The sequence below is a fragment of the Streptomyces massasporeus genome (assembly GCF_014648995.1).
GTDB classification, from domain to species: Bacteria; Actinomycetota; Actinomycetes; order Streptomycetales; family Streptomycetaceae; genus Streptomyces; species Streptomyces massasporeus.
The window spans coordinates 521,207-538,561 of record NZ_BMSE01000002.1; the positions used below are offsets into that span (position 1 = coordinate 521,207).

The window sequence follows — 17,355 nt, forward strand, 5'->3', positions numbered from 1 at the left end:
GGGGCGCAAGCCACCGCGAACAATGTCAGTCGGTCTCCGTAGACTGGGCCCCGTGAGCGAGCTCCCTCCAGACCACAACGCCGACGACCAGCCCGACCCCCTCGACCCCTTCGACGAGATCATCGCGGAGGAAACCGACCGCGACCCCGACCTCGCGGTCATCGAAGCCGGCAGCCGCACCCTGCGCACCCAGGGCGGCCCGCCCGACGCCGACATCCCCACGCGTCCCGCCGACCCCGAGGTCGACAAGGCCCTGCGCGAGGTCGAGACCGAGCTCGCCACCCGGTGGGGCGAGACCAAGCTGGAGCCCTCCGTCAGCCGTATCGCCGCGCTGATGGACGTGCTGGGGGAGCCGCAGCGGTCGTACCCGTCGATCCACATCACGGGGACGAACGGCAAGACCTCCACGGCCCGCATGATCGAGGCCCTGCTCGGCGCCTTCGAGCTGCGCACCGGCCGCTACACCTCGCCGCACGTGCAGTCGATCACCGAGCGCATCAGCCTCGACGGCGCCCCCATCGCGCCCGAGCGGTTCATCGAGACGTACCAGGACATCAAGCCGTACGTGGAGATGGTCGACGCCTCCCAGGAGTACCGGCTGTCCTTCTTCGAGGTGCTCACCGGCATGGCGTACGCGGCGTTCGCCGACGCCCCCGCCGACGTGGCCGTGGTCGAGGTCGGCATGGGCGGCTCCTGGGACGCGACGAACGTGATCGACGGGGACGTCGCCGTCGTCACGCCCATAGACCTCGACCACACCGACCGGCTGGGCTCCACGCACGCCGAGATCGCCACGGAGAAGGCCGGCATCATCAAGCAGGGTGCGACGGTCATCATGGCGCAGCAGCCGGTCGACGCGGCGCAGGTGCTGCTGAAGAAGGCCGTCGAGGTGGACGCGACGGTGGCCCGGGAGGGGCTGGAGTTCGGTGTCGTCGAGCGGCAGGTGGCGGTCGGCGGACAGCTCGTGACGCTGCGCGGACTGGGCGGCGAGTACCCCGAGGTGTATCTGCCGCTGCACGGCGCGCACCAGGCGCACAACGCGGCCGTCGCGCTCGCCGCCGTCGAGGCGTTCTTCGGCGTCGGCGCGCAGCGGGCCGACGCGCTGGACCTGGACACGGTCCGCAAGGCTTTCGCGGCCGTCGCCTCGCCGGGCCGGCTGGAGGTCGTGCGCCGGTCGCCGACGGTCGTGCTGGACGCCGCCCACAACCCGGCCGGTGCCCGGGCCGCGGCCGAGGCGATCGGGGAGGCATTCCAGTTCAGCCGCCTCATCGGTGTGGTCGGCGCGAGCGGCGACAAGAACGTCCGGGGGCTGCTGGAGGCCTTCGAGCCGGTGTTCGCCGAGGTCGTGGTCACGCAGAACTCCAGCCACCGCGCGATGGACGCCGACGAGCTCGCCGGTATCGCCGTCGAGGTGTTCGGCGAGGAGCGCGTCCAGGTCGAGCCGCGGCTGCCCGACGCCCTGGAGGCGGCCATCACGCTGGCCGAGGAGGAGGGCGAGTTCTCCGGCGGCGGTGTGCTCGTCACCGGTTCCGTCATCACCGTCGGCGAGGCCCGACTGCTCCTGGGGAGGGGCTGAGTCCCGTGCGCACGCTCTGTTCTTCGACCCTGATCGGCGAGTTCTTCGTCATCGGGTTCGCCGGTCTGGTCGCCATGAAGGACCCCGACCTGTCCATGACGACCGTGTGGACGGTCAGCGGCATCGCGATGTTCCTGTGCCTGGTGCTGTGCGGCCTGGTGACGCGCCCGGGCGGGGTGGCCCTCGGCTGGGCGCTGCAGATCGCGCTCATCGCGTCGGGGTTCATCGTGCCGACCATGTACTTCCTGGGGGCGATCTTCGCGGCCCTGTGGTGGGCGTCGGTGCACTACGGCCGGAAGGTGGACGAGGCGAAGGCGAGATTCGCTGCCCAGGCGAGTTCCTCCACACCTGACGCTGCGTGACAGTCGCCCCGACACGCCGGGTAATCTCGTCCCACCGCTAAACCTTTACGTACAAGGAGCCCGTAGTGAGCCAGCGCACCCTCGTCCTCCTCAAGCCCGACGCCGTCCGTCGAGGCCTGACCGGCGAGATCATCAGCCGCATCGAGCGCAAGGCGGGCTGGACGATCACCGCGCTGGAGCTGCGCACCCTGGACCAGGACACGCTGGAGCAGCACTACGGCGAGCACAAGGGCAAGCCCTTCTACGAGCCGCTGGTGGACTTCATGGCCTCCGGTCCGGTCGTGGCGCTGATCGTCGAGGGTGAGCGGGTCATCGAGGGCGTGCGCGCGCTCGCCGGCCCGACCGACCCGATCGCCGCGGCGCCCGGCTCCATCCGCGGCGACTACGGCGTCATCGTCCGGGAGAACCTGATCCACGCCTCCGACTCCGAGGAGTCCGCCGAGCGCGAGGTGAAGATTTTCTTCCCCGGCCGGGCGTAGCGTCCGCACCTCACCAGCACATACGGCAGGTCCGGGGGCCGCAGCCCTCGGACTTTGCGGCATATGCGTGGCGATCGAGGGAACGATGGTCCCCAAACGCCCGTCTCCAGAAGCGAATGCGGACGGCATCTGCTGACAATGGCGGAGACCCTCCCGCAGTGTTCGCGAAGGCGCGTCTACGATGGAAGCCTTCACGTCACAGCACCCACCTTTGCCTACCTGAAAAGCCCTCAAAAGCTAGTGGGAAGGCCAGACGAATCCTGATGGGGAACTCAATGTCGTTCATCGGCCGTGACATGGCTGTCGACCTCGGGACCGCCAACACGCTGGTGTACGTCAGGGGTCGCGGGATCGTACTCAACGAGCCGTCCGTCGTCGCGATCAACACCAACACCGGTGGCATCCTCGCGGTCGGCGCCGAAGCGAAGAAGATGATCGGGCGCACGCCCGGCAACATCGTTGCCGTTCGTCCGCTGAAGGACGGCGTGATCGCCGACTTCGAGATCACCGAGCGGATGCTCCGCTACTTCATCCTGAAGATCCACAAGCGGCGGTATCTGGCTCGTCCGCGGGTCGTCGTCTGTGTGCCCTCGGGCATCACGGGCGTCGAGCGCCGCGCCGTCATCGAGGCGTCGTCCCAGGCCGGCGCCCGCCAGGTGCACATCATCGAGGAGCCGATGGCCGCGGCCATCGGTTCCGGCCTGCCGGTCCACGAGGCCACGGGCAACATGGTGGTCGACATCGGCGGCGGCACCACGGAGGTCGCGGTCATCTCCCTCGGCGGCATCGTCACCGCCCAGTCCATCCGTGTCGCGGGCGACGAACTGGACAACGCGATCATCCAGCACATCAAGAAGGAGTACTCCCTCCTGCTGGGTGAGCGCACGGCCGAGCAGATCAAGATCACGATCGGTTCGGCGTACGACCTCGACTCCGACGAGCACACCGAAATCCGCGGCCGGGACCTCGTCTCCGGGCTGCCGAAGACCGTCGTCATCTCCGCCGCCGAAGTCCGCAAGGCGATCGAGGAGCCGGTCAACGCGATCGTCGACGCCGTCAAGACGACCCTCGACAAGTGTCCGCCGGAGCTGTCCGGCGACATCATGGACCGAGGAATCGTTCTGACCGGCGGCGGAGCGCTGCTGCGCGGTCTCGACGAGCGGCTGCGCCGGGAGACCGGCATGCCGATCCACATCGCCGAGGACCCGCTGGACAGCGTGGCGCTCGGATCCGGAAAGTGCGTCGAGGAGTTCGAGGCGCTCCAGCAGGTGCTGGACGCCCAGCCGCGCAGATGACATAACTCTTCGATTCCGCCGTACGGGACGATCTCCTCTCGTACGGCGGATCGTTGATACATCTGCATAAGCTCCCACAAAGCAGCCCCTCGGGTTTCCCTGGGGCTTCCCGAATTCCTATGAGGAAGGGCACGGCCGCCGCACGTGAGGGACACACGAGAGAGCCGGCTGCTCCTGGTGCTGCTGATCGCCATCGCGTTCGCGTTGATCACGGTGGACATCCGCGGCGGGGAGGACTCGCCCGTCGACGGTGCCCGGCAGGGCGCGGCGACGGTCTTCGGCCCGATCGAGAGCGGCGTCTCGGCCGCGGTCGACCCGGTCGGCAACGCGGTCTCCGCCATCCGCGACTCCGGTGAACGGCACGACCGGCTCGCCGCGCTGGAGAAGGAGAACGCGGCCCTGAAGGCGCGACTCGGCAGCGACGACCGCAGCCGCAGCCGCCTCAAGCAGCTCGACAAGATGCTGAAGATCGCCGGCCAGGGCCAGTACGGCATCAAGGGCGCCGAGGTCATCGCCATCGGAGCCGCGCAGGGCTTCTCCTGGACCATCACCGTCGACGTCGGCGCCAACGACGGCATCAAGCGCGACATGACCGTCCTGAACGGGGAGGGGCTCGTCGGCCGGGTCACCACCGTCGGCCCCAACACCGCCACGGTCCTGCTCGCCAGCGACCCCGACTTCACGGTCGGCACCCGGATGGAGTCCGGCGACGAGCTCGGCTTCGCCTCCGGGCAGGGCGACCGCCCGCTGCGCGTCGAACTCCTCAACGGCAAGGCCGAAGTGAAGAAGGGCGACCGCCTGGTCACCTTCGGCTCGCAGGCCGACCGGCCGTTCGTGCCCGGCGTGCCCGTCGGCGTGGTCTCCCGCGTCGACCCCTCCGGCGGCGGCCTGACCCGCACGCTCTACGTCACGCCGTACGTCGGCTTCACCAAGCTCGACATCGTCGGCGTCGTCGTCGAAGCCCCGAAGAAGGACCCGCGTGACACGGTCCTCCCGCCCAAGCCCAAGCCGACCCCCAGGCCGACGGTGACGGTGACCGTGACGCCGTCGGCCGAGGCACCCGTGGACGGCCAGAACCAGCAAGAGCAGTAGGAGCTGTCACCCCATGCGCGTCAACCGGATCCTGCTCTCCTCCGCCCTGGTCGTCGTCGCCCTGGTGATCCAGGTGAGCGTCCTCGCCCGCCTCCATCTGCCGGGCGCCGTGCCCGACCTGCTGCTGCTCACCGTGCTCGGCCTCGCGCTGGTGTACGGGCACGTGGGCGGTGCCCTCGTCGGGTTCGGCGCGGGCCTGCTCGCCGACCTGGCCCCGCCCGCCGACCACGCCGCCGGGCGCTACGCGCTCGTGCTGTGCGTCATCGGCTACCTCGCGGGCCTGGTGAAACCCGAGACCGGCCGCCTCAAGTCCGCGACCGGCCCCATGGTCGTGGTGGTCGCCGCAGCGGTCGGCTCCACGCTGCTGTACGCCGGGGTCGGCGCCCTCGTCGGCGACACCGCCGCCCGCCACGTGGGCCTCGGCAGCCTGTTGTTCACGGCCGCCCTGTACGACCTGCTGCTCGCCCCGTTCGTGGTACCGGGGATCATGGCCCTGGCCCGGCGCGCCGAGAACGATCCGCTCGCCGAGTCGACCTCGGCCGCCGCGAAGGCCACGGACATCTCCTCGGGCTGGCTCTCCGGCGGCACCGGGCTGAAGATCGGCAGCCAGCGCAACGGGCTGCGGGTGAAGGCGGCCCGGGCGCGCATGGCACGCGCAGGGCGCATCAAGGGGGTCAAGCGGCTGTGACCGCAGGGAAGTTCACCCGAACGGGTCGGTCCAGTAGGAACGCCGGCTCGTGGGCCCGTCGTTCATCACTCGTATCCGCACATCCGTGCCCGGAGGCACGGTCGCACCCGCACACCCGTACGCGCACCGAGAGGGGGAGGCAGCCGCAGTGACCAACATTCCCGAGACCGGCAGGAACTCACGGGTCCAGATCCGGCTCGTCGTCATCCAGGTCCTCGTCCTCTCCCTCCTGCTCACCCTCGGCGGACGCCTGTGGTACCTCCAGATCCGTGAGGGCGCCGCCTACGCCAAGGAGGCCTCGGGCAACCACGTCCAGCAGGTCGTCCAACCGGCCGTCCGCGGCTCGATCCTGGACGCGCGGGGCGTGGCGATCGCGGACAACGAGACGCGGCTGGTGGTCTCCGCCTCCCGCACCGACCTGCTGAAGATGAAGGACGACGGCAAGGAAGTCCTCACCAAGCTCGCCGGGGTCCTGGGCATGACACCCGAGGACGTCCAGATGAAGGTCCGGCTCTGCGACGCCAAGACGCCGCAGCCCTGCTGGAACGGCTCGCCGTACCAGCCCATCCCCATCACCGACGAGGCCACCGCCAAGCAGGCCCTGCAGATCCGCGAGCGCGCCGAGGACTTCCCCGGCATCACCGCCGAGCCGGAGGCCGTGCGCCGCTACCCGAGCCCGGGCAAGGCCAACACCGCCCAGGTCCTCGGCTACCTCTCCCCGGTCACCGACGAGGAGATCAAGAAGGCGCAGAACACCAACTCGCCGTATCTGCGCTCCGACCAGGTCGGCCGCTCGGGCCTGGAGCGCCAGTACGACAAGGCGCTGCGCGGCAAGGCCGGCGTGACCCGCTACGAGGTCGACAACCTCGGCCGGGTCATCGGCCAGGCCGAGGCCGACCCGGCCCACCCCGGCGACAACCTCGTCACCAGCATCGACTCCCGGGTCCAGCGCATCGCCGAGTACCAGCTGAACGAGGCGATGAAGGAAGCCCGCAAGCAGCACGACCGCAACACCGGCACCAACTACAAGGCCGACTCCGGCGCCGTCGTGGTGATGGAGGCAAAGACCGGCCGCGTCGTCGCCATGGCCTCGAACCCCACCTACGACCCCAACGCCTGGGTGGGCGGCATCTCCGCCAAGGACTACACACGCCTCACCGGCAAGAGCTCGAACTACCCACTGCTCAACCGCGCCATCCAGGGCCAGTCGGCCCCCGGCTCCATCTTCAAGGTCATCCCGACGGCCGCCGCGGTCAACGCCGGGTACTCCTTCAACGGCCCCTACAACTGCTCCAGCTCGTACTCGATCGGCGGCCAGGTCTTCAAGAACTTCGAGTCCCAGAGCCACGGCCCCATCAGCCTCGGCCGCGCCCTGGAGGTGTCCTGCGACACCGTCTTCTACGCCCTCTCCCACGAGGAGTGGAAGCGCGACGGGGGCACCAAGCCGAAGAAGAAGCCCCACGACTGGTTCTACAAGACCGCCCACCAGTTCGGCCTCGGCAAGGAGACCGGCATCGACCTCCCCAACGAGGTCACCGGCCGCGTCCCCGACCGCCAGTGGAAGCTGAGCTACTGGAAGGCCAACAAGGACGCCTGGTGCCGCACCGGCAAGCGCAACGGCAGCTACGCCGAGAAGATCGCCTACGAGAACTGCCTCGAAGGCAACCGCATGCGCGCCGGTGACTCCGTCAACTACTCCATCGGCCAGGGCGACACGCTCGTCACGCCCATCCAGATGGCCACCATCTACTCGGCCATCTCCAACGGCGGCACCCTCTACAACCCCTCCGTGGGCAAGGCCGTCATCAGCGCCGACGGCAAGACGGTCACGCCGATCAAGCCCGAGTCGCACGGCAAGCTGCCGATGACGCAGAAGACGCGCGACGAGATAGACGAAGCCCTCGCGGGAGTCGCCACCCGCGGTACGGCCGCCTGGAGGTTCGGCGGCTGGCCGCAGGACAAGATCCCGATGCACGCCAAGACGGGTACGGCGGAGGTCTACGGCAAGCAGACGACCTCCTGGTTCGCCACGTACACCAAGGACTACTCGATCGTCATGACGATCTCCCAGGGTGGTACGGGTTCCGGCGCCTCGGGCCCCGCCGTCCGCAACATCTACAACGCGCTGTACGGCGTCTCCGAGGACGGCGACATCGACCGGAAGAAGGCCCTGCTGCCCACCCCCCAGAAGACCCTGCCGAAGGTCAAGACGGACGGCACCATCGCCTCCCCGAAGGTCCCGAAGGACCCGGCCAAGGACCAGAAGGCCGACAAGAAGGACCCCAACGCCCCGGCGGACCCGCTCCAGCCGGTCACGTCGGCCCCGCCGTCACCCGAGAACCGTGACACCCGAAGGCGGCGCCGCCGGGGAAGCCGGAGGTGCCCAGCATGACCGGCGGAGTGAACAGCTTCCAGGTCTCCGGCTACGGGCCCGAGCGCTCCGGCTGGACCCGACTGCTGGCCCGTGACTCTGTGGCGCGGCGGCTCGACTGGCCCATCCTGCTGTCGGCGGTGGCCCTGTCGCTGCTCGGCACGCTCCTGGTCTACTCGGCGACCCGCAACCGCACGGAGCTCAACCAGGGAGATCAGTACTACTTCCTCGTCCGGCACCTGCTGAACACCGGCATCGGCCTCGTCCTGATGGCCGGCACGATCTGGCTCGGCCACCGCGCCCTGCGCACGGCCGTCCCGGTCCTGTACGGCTTCTCGCTGCTGCTGATCCTGCTGGTGCTCACCCCGCTCGGCTCCACGATCAACGGCGCCCACTCCTGGATCAAGCTGCCCGGCGGCTTCTCGCTCCAGCCCTCGGAGTTCGTCAAGGTCACGATCATCCTGGGCATGGCGATGCTGCTGGCGGCCCGGGTCGACGCGGGCGACAAGCAGTACCCCGACCACCGCACGGTCGTGCAGGCGCTCGGCCTGGCCACCGTGCCGATGCTGATCGTCATGCTGATGCCCGACCTCGGGTCGGTCATGGTGATGGTCATCATCGTGCTCGGCGTGCTGCTGGCCTCCGGGGCGTCCAACCGGTGGGTGTTCGGCCTGCTCGGCGCGGGCACCCTGGGCGCGGTCACCGTCTGGCAGATCGGGATCCTCGACGAGTACCAGATCAACCGCTTCGCCGCCTTCGCCAACCCCGAGCTCGACCCGGCCGGCGTCGGCTACAACACCAACCAGGCCCGCATCGCCATCGGTTCGGGCGGGCTGACCGGCTCCGGCCTCTTCCACGGCTCGCAGACCACCGGCCAGTTCGTGCCCGAACAGCAGACGGACTTCGTCTTCACCGTGGCGGGAGAGGAACTGGGCTTCCTCGGCGGCGGCCTGATCATCGTGCTCCTCGGCATCGTCCTGTGGCGGGCCTGCCGCATCGCCCGGGAGACCACGGACCTGTACGGCACGATCGTGGCCGCGGGCATCGTCGCCTGGTTCGCCTTCCAGACGTTCGAGAACGTCGGCATGACACTCGGCATCATGCCCGTCACGGGCCTGCCGCTGCCGTTCGTGTCCTACGGAGGATCGTCGATGTTCGCCGTGTGGATAGCGGTGGGGTTGTTGCAGTCGATCCGGGTGCAGCGGCCGATGTCGGCCTAGCGGCCCGAACGGGGGAGCGGAATGTCCGGGGAGCGCGTCGCCCTGTGCCCGGTGACCGAGGAGCTGGTGAGCCATCTCCTCGCACTGGCGGAGCTGGACCTGACCGACGACGACGCCGTCGAGGCGCGGATGCGGGAGGCCGGCTGGCCCGACTGGTCGCAGGCGGTGCGGGGACCGGCGTACGAGGACGCACCCGATGTCCCCGACGCCACCCACATCAGCCCGCAGGGCCACTTCGTCACCTGCGACGGCGACGGCTCGCTCCACCTGCCGTTCGCCTACCTCTACTCCGTCGACGGCGGTCTGCTCGACGAGGACTGCTGGGGCCCGTTGCCCGGCTGGACCAGCGAGGAGGGCGCCTGGCGGCCGGAGTTCGACGCCCACTTCGCCGCCGTGGTGCGGCAGTTCACCGAGCGGCTGGGCCTGCCGGACCACGACGTCCGGCAGCCCAGGTACGACACCCGGTATGTCAGCTGGCGCCTGGAGCACAACGTGCTGATCGTCGGACAGGGCCCGGAGCCGCTGTCGTACCACCAGTTCGAGGACGCCCACGTGTACCTCGTTTCCCGGACGGTGAAGGACGCGCCGTTCCCGGACGGCGAGGAGATGCGGGCCCTGCTGACGGCCTGAACGCGTTGCCCCCTGGGGCACGCACCACTGCTGTACCGGCCGATCAGCCACTAGATTTGGTTCATGGCGGAGACGAAACGCGAGATCGAGCGCAAGTACGAATCCGACGAGAGCGGCCTCCCCGACCTGACCGGCGCCGGCGGGATCGCCGCCGTGGTCGACAAGGGCGTGGCCCACCTCGACGCCACCTACTACGACACCGGAGACGAGCGCCTCGCCGCGTCCTCGGTCACCCTGCGCCGCCGCACCGGCGGCTCCGACGCCGGCTGGCACCTGAAGTTCCCGATCGCGCGCGACGTCCGCGACGAGATCCACGCCCCGCTCTCCGACACCCTCCCCGACGACCTCGCCGCGCTGGTCCGCTCCCGCGTCCGCGACAGCGAGCTGCTCCCGGTGGTCCGGCTGCGCTCCGCCCGCGACGTACGCCACCTGCTCGACGCCGACGGCCGGCTGCTCGCCGAGCTGAGCGTGGACACCGTGCACGCCGAGCGGCTCACGGGACGCGGCGGCAAAGCACAGTGGACCGAGATCGAGGTGGAACTCGCCGACGGGGGAGACCCGGCCCTGCTCGACAAGGTGGAGAAACGGCTGCGCAAGGCGGGCGTACGGCCGTCGGCGTCGTCGTCGAAGCTGGCCCGCGCCCTGGAGGAGACGGCGCCGGGCAAGCGGCGCAAGTCCCCGCACGTCCGGCGGCCGGTGACGGCCGGAGACCATGTGCTGGCCTACCTGCGCACCCAGCGGGACGCGATCGTCGAGCTCGACCCCGCCGTCCGCCGGGACGCCGAGGACTCCGTGCACAGCATGCGCGTGGCCACCCGCCGGATGCGCAGCACCTTCAAGTCGTTCGGCGCGATTCTCGACCGGGCCGTCACCGACCCCGTCGCCGACGAGCTGAAGTGGCTCGCCGGCGAGCTGGGCCTGGACCGGGACCGCGAGGTGCTGACCGAGCGGCTGACCGCGGCCGTCGACGAGGTGCCCGCCGGCCTGGTCCGCGGCCCGGTCACCGAGCGCGTGCACTCCTGGGCCGGCGCCGAGCACGGCGGGGCCCGCGGCCGCCTCCTCGGGATCCTGGACTCCCGCCGCTACCTGGCCCTGCTCGACACCCTGGACGCGCTGATCGCCGACCCACCGCTGCTCGAGGCGGCCGGCAAGGAGCCCCGCAAGCCGATCGCCAAGGCCGTGCGCAAGGACTTCCGCAAGGTGACCGGGCTGATCGGGCAGGCGGCGGACCTGGAGCCCGGCACCGACCGGGACGTCGCACTGCACGAGGCACGCAAGAAGGCCAAGCGCACCCGCTACGCGGCGGAGGCGGCAAAGCCCGTCCTCGGCAAGCCCGCCAAGACCCTGGTCAAGTCCATGAAGGCGCTGCAGAACCTGCTCGGCGAGCACCAGGACAGCGTCATGGCCCGGCAGGCCCTGCGCGAGCTGTCCGCGGTCGCCCACGCGGCGGGGGAGAGCGCCTTCACCTACGGCCTCCTCCACGAGCGCGAGGAGCAGCGGGCGGTGCGCGTGGAGGCGGAACTGCCCGGGTTCTGGGCCGGGATCAAGGACGGTGCAGCGGGCTTCTGATCTTCCGGCGTACGGAGGTACCCCGCGACCGCGTTAGTCTGGATGGTCACCCCTGTCAGTTCAGTCCAGCTCACGAAGGTGCGCGACATGCCTGCCGAAGTCGCTGCGTCGGTCTTCCCGCAGCTCGAAGCTCTGCTCCCGCATGTGCAGAAGCCGATCCAGTACGTCGGCGGAGAGCTCAACTCCACGGTCAAGGACTGGGACTCCTGTGACGTCCGCTGGGCGCTCATGTACCCGGACGCCTACGAGGTCGGTCTGCCCAACCAGGGCGTCATGATCCTCTACGAGGTGCTCAACGAGCAGCAGGGCGTCCTCGCCGAGCGCACCTACAGCGTGTGGCCGGACCTCGAGGAGCTCATGCGGGAGCACCACGTCCCGCAGTTCACGGTGGACAGCCACCGGCCCGTGAAGGCCTTCGACGTGTTCGGCCTGTCCTTCTCCACGGAGCTGGGCTACACGAACATGCTCGCCGCGCTCGACCTGGCCGGCATTCCGCTGGAGTCCAAGGACCGCGGTCTGGACGACCCGATCGTCCTGGCCGGCGGCCACGCGGCGTTCAACCCCGAGCCGATCGCCGACTTCATCGACTGCGCCGTGATCGGCGACGGCGAGCAGGCGGTCCTGGAGATCACCGCGATCGTCCGCGCCTGGAAGGCCGAGGGCCGCCCCGGCGGCCGCGAGGAGCTCCTCTTCCGCCTGGCGCGGACGGGCGGGGTGTACGTCCCCGGCTTCTACGACGTCGAGTACCTGCCGGACGGCCGTATCGCCCGTGTCGTGCCGAAGCGCAGCGGGGTCCCGTGGCGGGTCTCCAAGCACACCGTCATGGACCTCGACGAGTGGCCGTACCCGAAGCAGCCGCTGGTCCCGCTGGCCGAGACGGTCCACGAGCGCATGTCGGTGGAGATCTTCCGCGGCTGCACCCGCGGCTGCCGCTTCTGCCAGGCCGGGATGATCACCCGCCCGGTGCGCGAGCGCTCCATCACGGGCATCGGCGACATGGTCGAGCAGGGCCTGAAGGCGACGGGCTTCGAGGAGGTCGGCCTGCTGTCCCTGTCCTCCGCCGACCACACGGAGATCGGCGACATCGCCAAGGGCCTCGCCGACCGCTACGAGGACGACAAGATCGGCCTGTCGCTCCCCTCCACCCGCGTGGACGCCTTCAACATCGACCTGGCGAACGAGCTCACCAGGAACGGCCGCCGCTCCGGCCTGACCTTCGCCCCCGAGGGCGGCTCGGAACGCATCCGCAAGGTCATCAACAAGATGGTCTCGGAAGAGGACCTGATCCGCACGGTCTCGACGGCGTACGGCAACGGCTGGCGCCAGGTGAAGCTGTACTTCATGTGCGGCCTGCCGACCGAGACCGACGACGACGTCCTGCAGATCGCCGACATGGCGACGAAGGTCATCGCCAAGGGCCGCGAGGTCTCCCGCTCCAACGACATCCGTTGCACGGTCTCGATCGGCGGCTTCGTCCCCAAGCCGCACACGCCCTTCCAGTGGGCCCCGCAGCTCTCCGCCGAGGAGACCGACGCCCGTCTGCAGAAGCTGCGGGACAAGATCCGCGGCGACAAGAAGTACGGCCGCTCCATCGGCTTCCGCTACCACGACGGCAAGCCCGGCATCGTCGAGGGCCTCCTCTCCCGCGGCGACCGCCGCATCGGGGCGGTCATCCGCGCGGTCTACGACGACGGCGGCCGCTTCGACGGCTGGCGCGAGCACTTCTCGTACGACCGCTGGATGGCCTGCGCCGACAAGACGCTGCCCGCCTTCGGCGTGGACGTCGACTGGTACACCACCCGCGAGCGCACCTACGAGGAGGTCCTCCCGTGGGACCACCTCGACTCCGGCCTGGACAAGGACTGGCTCTGGGAGGACTGGCAGGACTCCCTCGACGAGACCGAGGTCGAGGACTGCCGCTGGACGCCGTGCTTCGACTGCGGGGTGTGCCCGCAGATGGACACCCAGATCCAGATCGGCCCGACGGGCAAGAAACTGCTGCCCCTGACGGTCAAGAACGCGGCACCGGCGCCGAGCGGGCACTCGCACTGAGCGGAGCCGGCCAGGTCCGGTCCTGATGTCGGCCGCCGAGGAGCGGCCGACATCCTTCTGCGGCCTCCGTGCTCGTGTCGCACCCCACGCCCGAGAGCCCGGAGGTGAGAGGTCCGTCCTGTGGGGGACCCGCTCAGCAGGCCGGGTTGGTGACGCTCCCCTGGGGGGCTGACCCGGTCAGGTTCCCCCAGTTCAGAATGTGTGCTGGGGGAGCCGTCAGGTCAGGCGGCCCTCCTCGCGGACCCGAGGGGCGACCTCGCGGAGCTTGATGTTCCTCTCCTGGGAGTAGCCGCGCAGCGCCAGAAGCCGGCCGGCTGTCTCGCCGGCGTCCGTGAAGAAACCCCGGGCGCTGCGAGTAGAGGTTGAGCGCGCCGAGATCCTCGTCGTCGGGGTGCGGCAGAAAGCCCATCAGCCTGCCCACGCCCAGGCCCTGGGTCTCCCGTGCGAACACGCGCCAGTCCACTGCCGTCCTTCTCGGTCCGAGTGCCGGGCATGCGTACGGGACGGACTCCTTGCGCGGCCTATCGAATCTCGATAGATTTCCATCGCGGCTCGATCGAGGGAGTGGTGATGGGGAAGCTGGCGGTGGCGGCGTTGCGCGGGGTGCTCGTGGTGTTGCTCGCCGGGTCGCTGTTCGTGCAGGCGGTGATGGTGCCGCTGCTGGCCGTCGACATGAACGGTCTCAGGCCCGAGTACGCGTATCTGCGCACCCCGATCCTCGTGATCACGATCCTGGGTATTGTGACGGCCCAGGTCGTCGTGGTCTGTGTGTGGCGGCTGGTGACGATGGTGCGTCGCGGGACGGTGTTCTCCACCGCCGCCTTCCGCTACGTGCACATCGTGATCGGCGCGTTCGTTGCGGCCGCCCTGCTGGTCTTCGCGCTCGCGGTCGTGCTCGCGCCGGGCGAGGCCGTCGCACCCGGGGTGGTCCTTCTGCTGTGCGGGGTCGTGATGGCCGTGCTGGGCGTCGCGCTGGTCGTGCTCGTGCTGCGGATGCTGCTCGCGCAGGCCGTCGCACGCGACATCGAGGCGGCCCGAATGCAGGCCGAGCTGGAAGAGGTCATCTGATGCCGATCGCCGTCGACATCGACGTGATGCTGGCCAAACGCAAGATGTCCGTGGGCGAACTGGCGGAACGCGTCGGCATCACCCCCGCCAACCTGGCCGTCCTCAAGAACGGCCGCGCCAAGGCGGTCCGCTTCTCCACCCTCGCCGCGCTGTGCGAGGTGCTGGAGTGCCAGCCGGGAGATCTCCTGCGCTGGGAGACGGACGGGGCAGCGGACTCCACCATGCTCTGATGGAGAACATCGGCATCCGCCCCGCCCGCCCCGCCGAACTCGCGGCCGTGGCCAGCCTGAGGTGGGCGTGGCTCGTCGAGAACGGCTCGGAGGACCTCGGCGAACCCGACGACTTCGTACGGCACTTCGTCGCCTGGGCGGAGGAGAACGCCCGGACCCACCACTGCACGGTGGTCGTCCGCGACGACCGGGTCATCGGCATGGCCTGGCTCGCGGTGGTGCAGCGGGTGCCCACGCCCCGTGCGCCCCGGCGGCCTCCGGCGATCTGCAGTGCGTGTACGTCGTACCCGAGGCGCGTGACGGCGGACTCGGCGGGCGGCTCGTCCGGGCCGTCCTGGACGTGGCCCGCGAGCTCGGCCTGGAGCGGGTGACCGTGCACTCCAGCTCGCGGGCCATCCCCGCGTACGCCCGCAGCGGCTTCGAGGAGTCGCCCCGGCTGCTGCAGGCGCGGATCACCCGCGCGTAAGCCGTATGATCTTGCGGCCGAGTGGAGGAATCGCGGGAGAACGGGGCGGGGTTGTGCGGTGCTGGATCCGGACGGGCCCCTGAGGGCGTCTACGACGGTATGGATCTGGAGAAGCATCCCCACGAGGGCTTTGAGGCGCGGGTCGATCCGGGCAAACGGCCTGCCGAGCCGCAGGTCCGGCGCGAGCCGGAGGCGGTCGAGGGGTGTCTCGCCGTCGCGATCCGGATTCCCGTGCGGATCATCGTGCTCGTCCTCGTCGTCCCCGTACGGATGCTGTGGGACGCGCTCGTCGTCACCGGCCGGTTCCTGAACGACGCACTGCTGCGGCCGCTCGGCCGGGCGCTGCTGTGGCTCGGACGGGCGGTGTTCGTCTGGCCGTTCGTGGGGCTGTGGCGGTACGTCGTCGTCCCGGTGGGCAAGGCCCTGGGGTGGCTCGGGAACGTCCTCCTCGTCGTGCCTCTGGTCTGGCTGTACCGCTGCGTCCTGACACCGGTGGGGCACGCGCTCGCGTGGGTCGCGCGGGGCGTCGGGGCGGCCGTCGCCTGGCTCGCGAGGGGCGTCGGAGCCGCGCTCGGCTGGGTGTACGCCCAGCTGCTCACGCCCGTCGGACACGCGGTGGCATGGGTCCTGAAGGGGCTCGGCGCCGGGCTCGCGGCGCTCGGCTTCGGCCTCTGGACGGCCGTGGCCTGGCTCGCCAGGTACCTCGTCGTCGTACCCGCCGTCTGGCTGTACACCTGGCTGCTCGCGCCCGTCGGCCGCGCGGTCGTCTGGTGCGGCAAGGGGCTCGTGTGGCTGGTGAGCACGATCGTCACAGGCATCGGCAGGGCCCTCTACTGGATCGCCCGCATCCTGCTCGTCCTGCCCGCGCTCGCCCTCTGGCGGTGGATCCTCACGCCGGTCGGACGCGTCCTCGCCGTCATCGGCCGGGAGGTGTGGGACGCCCTGGGCCACGCCTGGCGCGTCGCCGGGCACATCTCGCTCGCCGTCGGGCGCTTCCTCGGCACCCTCCTCCGGTGGATCTTCGTCGAACCGGTGCGGTGGGTGTACCGCAGCGTGCTGACGCCCGTCGGGCACGTCGTGCGGGACGCCGTCCTGCGACCCGCCGCCGAGGCCGCCCGCAGCGTGGGACGGGCCACCCGGCAGGCGCTGGCCGCCGCCCGGGAGTCCGTACGTCAGGCCCGCGCCGACTTCCGGCGGATGCTCTTCGGCGAGCCGCGGCAGCCGCAGCCGGTCGGCCGGAGGGAACCATCGGGGCGCGAGACACGTACTCTTGGTAGCAGTACGACCGCTCTCACGAAGGACTGAACGACACTGGGCAAGCGACAGCCCGAAGGCCCGCCGCCCGCACCCGCGGTGCAGCGCATCCGACTGCGCTACACCAAGCGCGGCCGCCTCCGGTTCACCAGCCACCGTGACTTCCAGCGCGCTTTCGAGCGTGCGTTGCGCCGTGCCGAGGTGCCGATGGCCTACTCGGCGGGCTTCACACCGCACCCGAAGGTGTCGTACGCCAATGCCGCACCCACCGGCACGGGCAGTGAGGCGGAGTACCTGGAGATCGCGCTCACCGCACCGCGCGACCCGGAGCAGCTCAGGGCCCTCCTCGACGATTCGCTGCCCACCGGGCTCGACATCACCGAGGCGGTCGAGGCCCGCACCTCGGGACTCGCCGACCGGCTCACGGCTTCCGTCTGGGAGCTCCGGCTGGACGGAGTGCCGGTCGAGGAGGCCCGCCGAGCGGCGGACGTCTTCAACGCGGCCGAGACCGTCGAGGTCCAGCGCCTCGCGAAGAACGGCGTCCGTACGTTCGACGCCCGTTCCGCGGTCGCGAGCCTGGAGGTCCGCGGTCCGGAGGAAACGCACAGTTCGCAGGCTGATAGGCCGACCGACCAGCCCTGTGCGATACTGCGGCTGGTTGTTCGGCACGTGACGCCTGCCGTACGACCCGACGACGTCCTGTCCGGTCTCCGCGCCGTGGCCGACCTGGCGCCGCCGGTCCCCGCTGCGGTGACCAGGCTGGCGCAGGGGCTGTTCGATGAAGAGACCGGCACGGTGACCGACCCGCTCGCGCCCGACCGCGAGGCAGTCGAGGCCCACTCAACGGCCGAACCGACTGCCGCCGCGACGGCGTCGGCGTAAGGAAGGTCCCGCGTAGGGACGGATGTCGTAGCGCCGCCCTCGGACTCGGGAGCCACCTGGGTCGGGCAGCGCACCGACCAGAAGACTTTCGCCAGGCCGTACGCATTCGGTGTACGGAACC

The 17,355-nt window shown here is 70.2% G+C and carries 15 protein-coding genes and 1 pseudogene; all 16 read left to right on the top strand.

Annotated elements, in window-relative coordinates; translation table 11 throughout:
* Positions 1 to 52: 52 nt before the first annotated feature.
* The 16 genes and pseudogenes from folC to IE153_RS07265 all read left to right on the top strand — a co-directional run bounded on the left by folC (position 53) and on the right by IE153_RS07265 (position 17,234).
* Positions 53 to 1,576 (top strand): bifunctional tetrahydrofolate synthase/dihydrofolate synthase, encoded by a 1,524-nt coding sequence (gene folC, locus IE153_RS07190; RefSeq protein ID WP_097216599.1) that lies wholly within the window; start codon positions 53 to 55, stop codon positions 1,574 to 1,576.
* 5 nt (positions 1,577 to 1,581) lie between these two features.
* Positions 1,582 to 1,938, top strand: coding sequence for a DUF4233 domain-containing protein (locus tag IE153_RS07195; RefSeq protein ID WP_030836239.1), 357 nt, complete (start codon positions 1,582 to 1,584; stop codon positions 1,936 to 1,938).
* 65 nt (positions 1,939 to 2,003) lie between these two features.
* Positions 2,004 to 2,417, top strand: a complete 414-nt coding sequence (gene ndk, locus IE153_RS07200) for a nucleoside-diphosphate kinase (protein WP_030836243.1) — start codon at positions 2,004 to 2,006, stop codon at positions 2,415 to 2,417.
* 275 nt (positions 2,418 to 2,692) lie between these two features.
* Entirely contained in the window at positions 2,693 to 3,712 is a 1,020-nt protein-coding gene (locus IE153_RS07205; protein ID WP_004001297.1) for a rod shape-determining protein, read from the top strand.
* 144 nt (positions 3,713 to 3,856) lie between these two features.
* On the top strand, positions 3,857 to 4,804 hold the full coding sequence (gene mreC, locus IE153_RS07210; RefSeq protein WP_031104814.1) for a rod shape-determining protein MreC: 948 nt from the start codon (positions 3,857 to 3,859) through the stop codon (positions 4,802 to 4,804).
* 13 nt (positions 4,805 to 4,817) lie between these two features.
* Entirely contained in the window at positions 4,818 to 5,492 is a 675-nt protein-coding gene (gene mreD, locus IE153_RS07215; protein ID WP_189588914.1) for a rod shape-determining protein MreD, read from the top strand.
* A gap of 148 nt (positions 5,493 to 5,640) precedes the next feature.
* On the top strand, positions 5,641 to 7,884 hold the full coding sequence (mrdA, locus tag IE153_RS07220) for a penicillin-binding protein 2 (protein WP_189588915.1): 2,244 nt from the start codon (positions 5,641 to 5,643) through the stop codon (positions 7,882 to 7,884).
* Positions 7,881 to 9,083 (top strand): rod shape-determining protein RodA, encoded by a 1,203-nt coding sequence (gene rodA, locus IE153_RS07225; protein ID WP_189588916.1) that lies wholly within the window; start codon positions 7,881 to 7,883, stop codon positions 9,081 to 9,083. The genes mrdA and rodA overlap by 4 nt, the downstream gene beginning before the upstream one ends.
* A 21-nt stretch (positions 9,084 to 9,104) precedes the next feature.
* On the top strand, positions 9,105 to 9,713 hold the full coding sequence (locus IE153_RS07230; protein WP_189588917.1) for a hypothetical protein: 609 nt from the start codon (positions 9,105 to 9,107) through the stop codon (positions 9,711 to 9,713).
* A gap of 63 nt (positions 9,714 to 9,776) precedes the next feature.
* Entirely contained in the window at positions 9,777 to 11,282 is a 1,506-nt protein-coding gene (locus tag IE153_RS07235) for a CYTH and CHAD domain-containing protein (RefSeq protein WP_189588918.1), read from the top strand.
* An 87-nt stretch (positions 11,283 to 11,369) separates the two neighbouring features.
* Complete coding sequence (locus IE153_RS07240; protein ID WP_189588919.1) at positions 11,370 to 13,334, top strand: TIGR03960 family B12-binding radical SAM protein; 1,965 nt, start codon at positions 11,370 to 11,372, stop codon at positions 13,332 to 13,334.
* A gap of 570 nt (positions 13,335 to 13,904) precedes the next feature.
* A complete protein-coding gene (locus IE153_RS07245) occupies positions 13,905 to 14,402 on the top strand; it encodes a DUF2975 domain-containing protein (protein WP_031104805.1) in 498 nt (165 codons plus the stop codon).
* Positions 14,402 to 14,632, top strand: a complete 231-nt coding sequence (locus IE153_RS07250; protein ID WP_189588920.1) for a helix-turn-helix domain-containing protein — start codon at positions 14,402 to 14,404, stop codon at positions 14,630 to 14,632. The genes IE153_RS07245 and IE153_RS07250 overlap by 1 nt, the downstream gene beginning before the upstream one ends.
* A 274-nt stretch (positions 14,633 to 14,906) precedes the next feature.
* Positions 14,907 to 15,002: pseudogene (locus IE153_RS41520) on the top strand (GNAT family N-acetyltransferase); the annotation flags it as partial.
* 195 nt (positions 15,003 to 15,197) lie between these two features.
* Entirely contained in the window at positions 15,198 to 16,403 is a 1,206-nt protein-coding gene (locus IE153_RS07260; protein WP_189588921.1) for a hypothetical protein, read from the top strand.
* A gap of 48 nt (positions 16,404 to 16,451) precedes the next feature.
* Positions 16,452 to 17,234, top strand: a complete 783-nt coding sequence (locus tag IE153_RS07265) for a TIGR03936 family radical SAM-associated protein (protein WP_189588922.1) — start codon at positions 16,452 to 16,454, stop codon at positions 17,232 to 17,234.
* Positions 17,235 to 17,355: the final 121 nt, after the last annotated feature.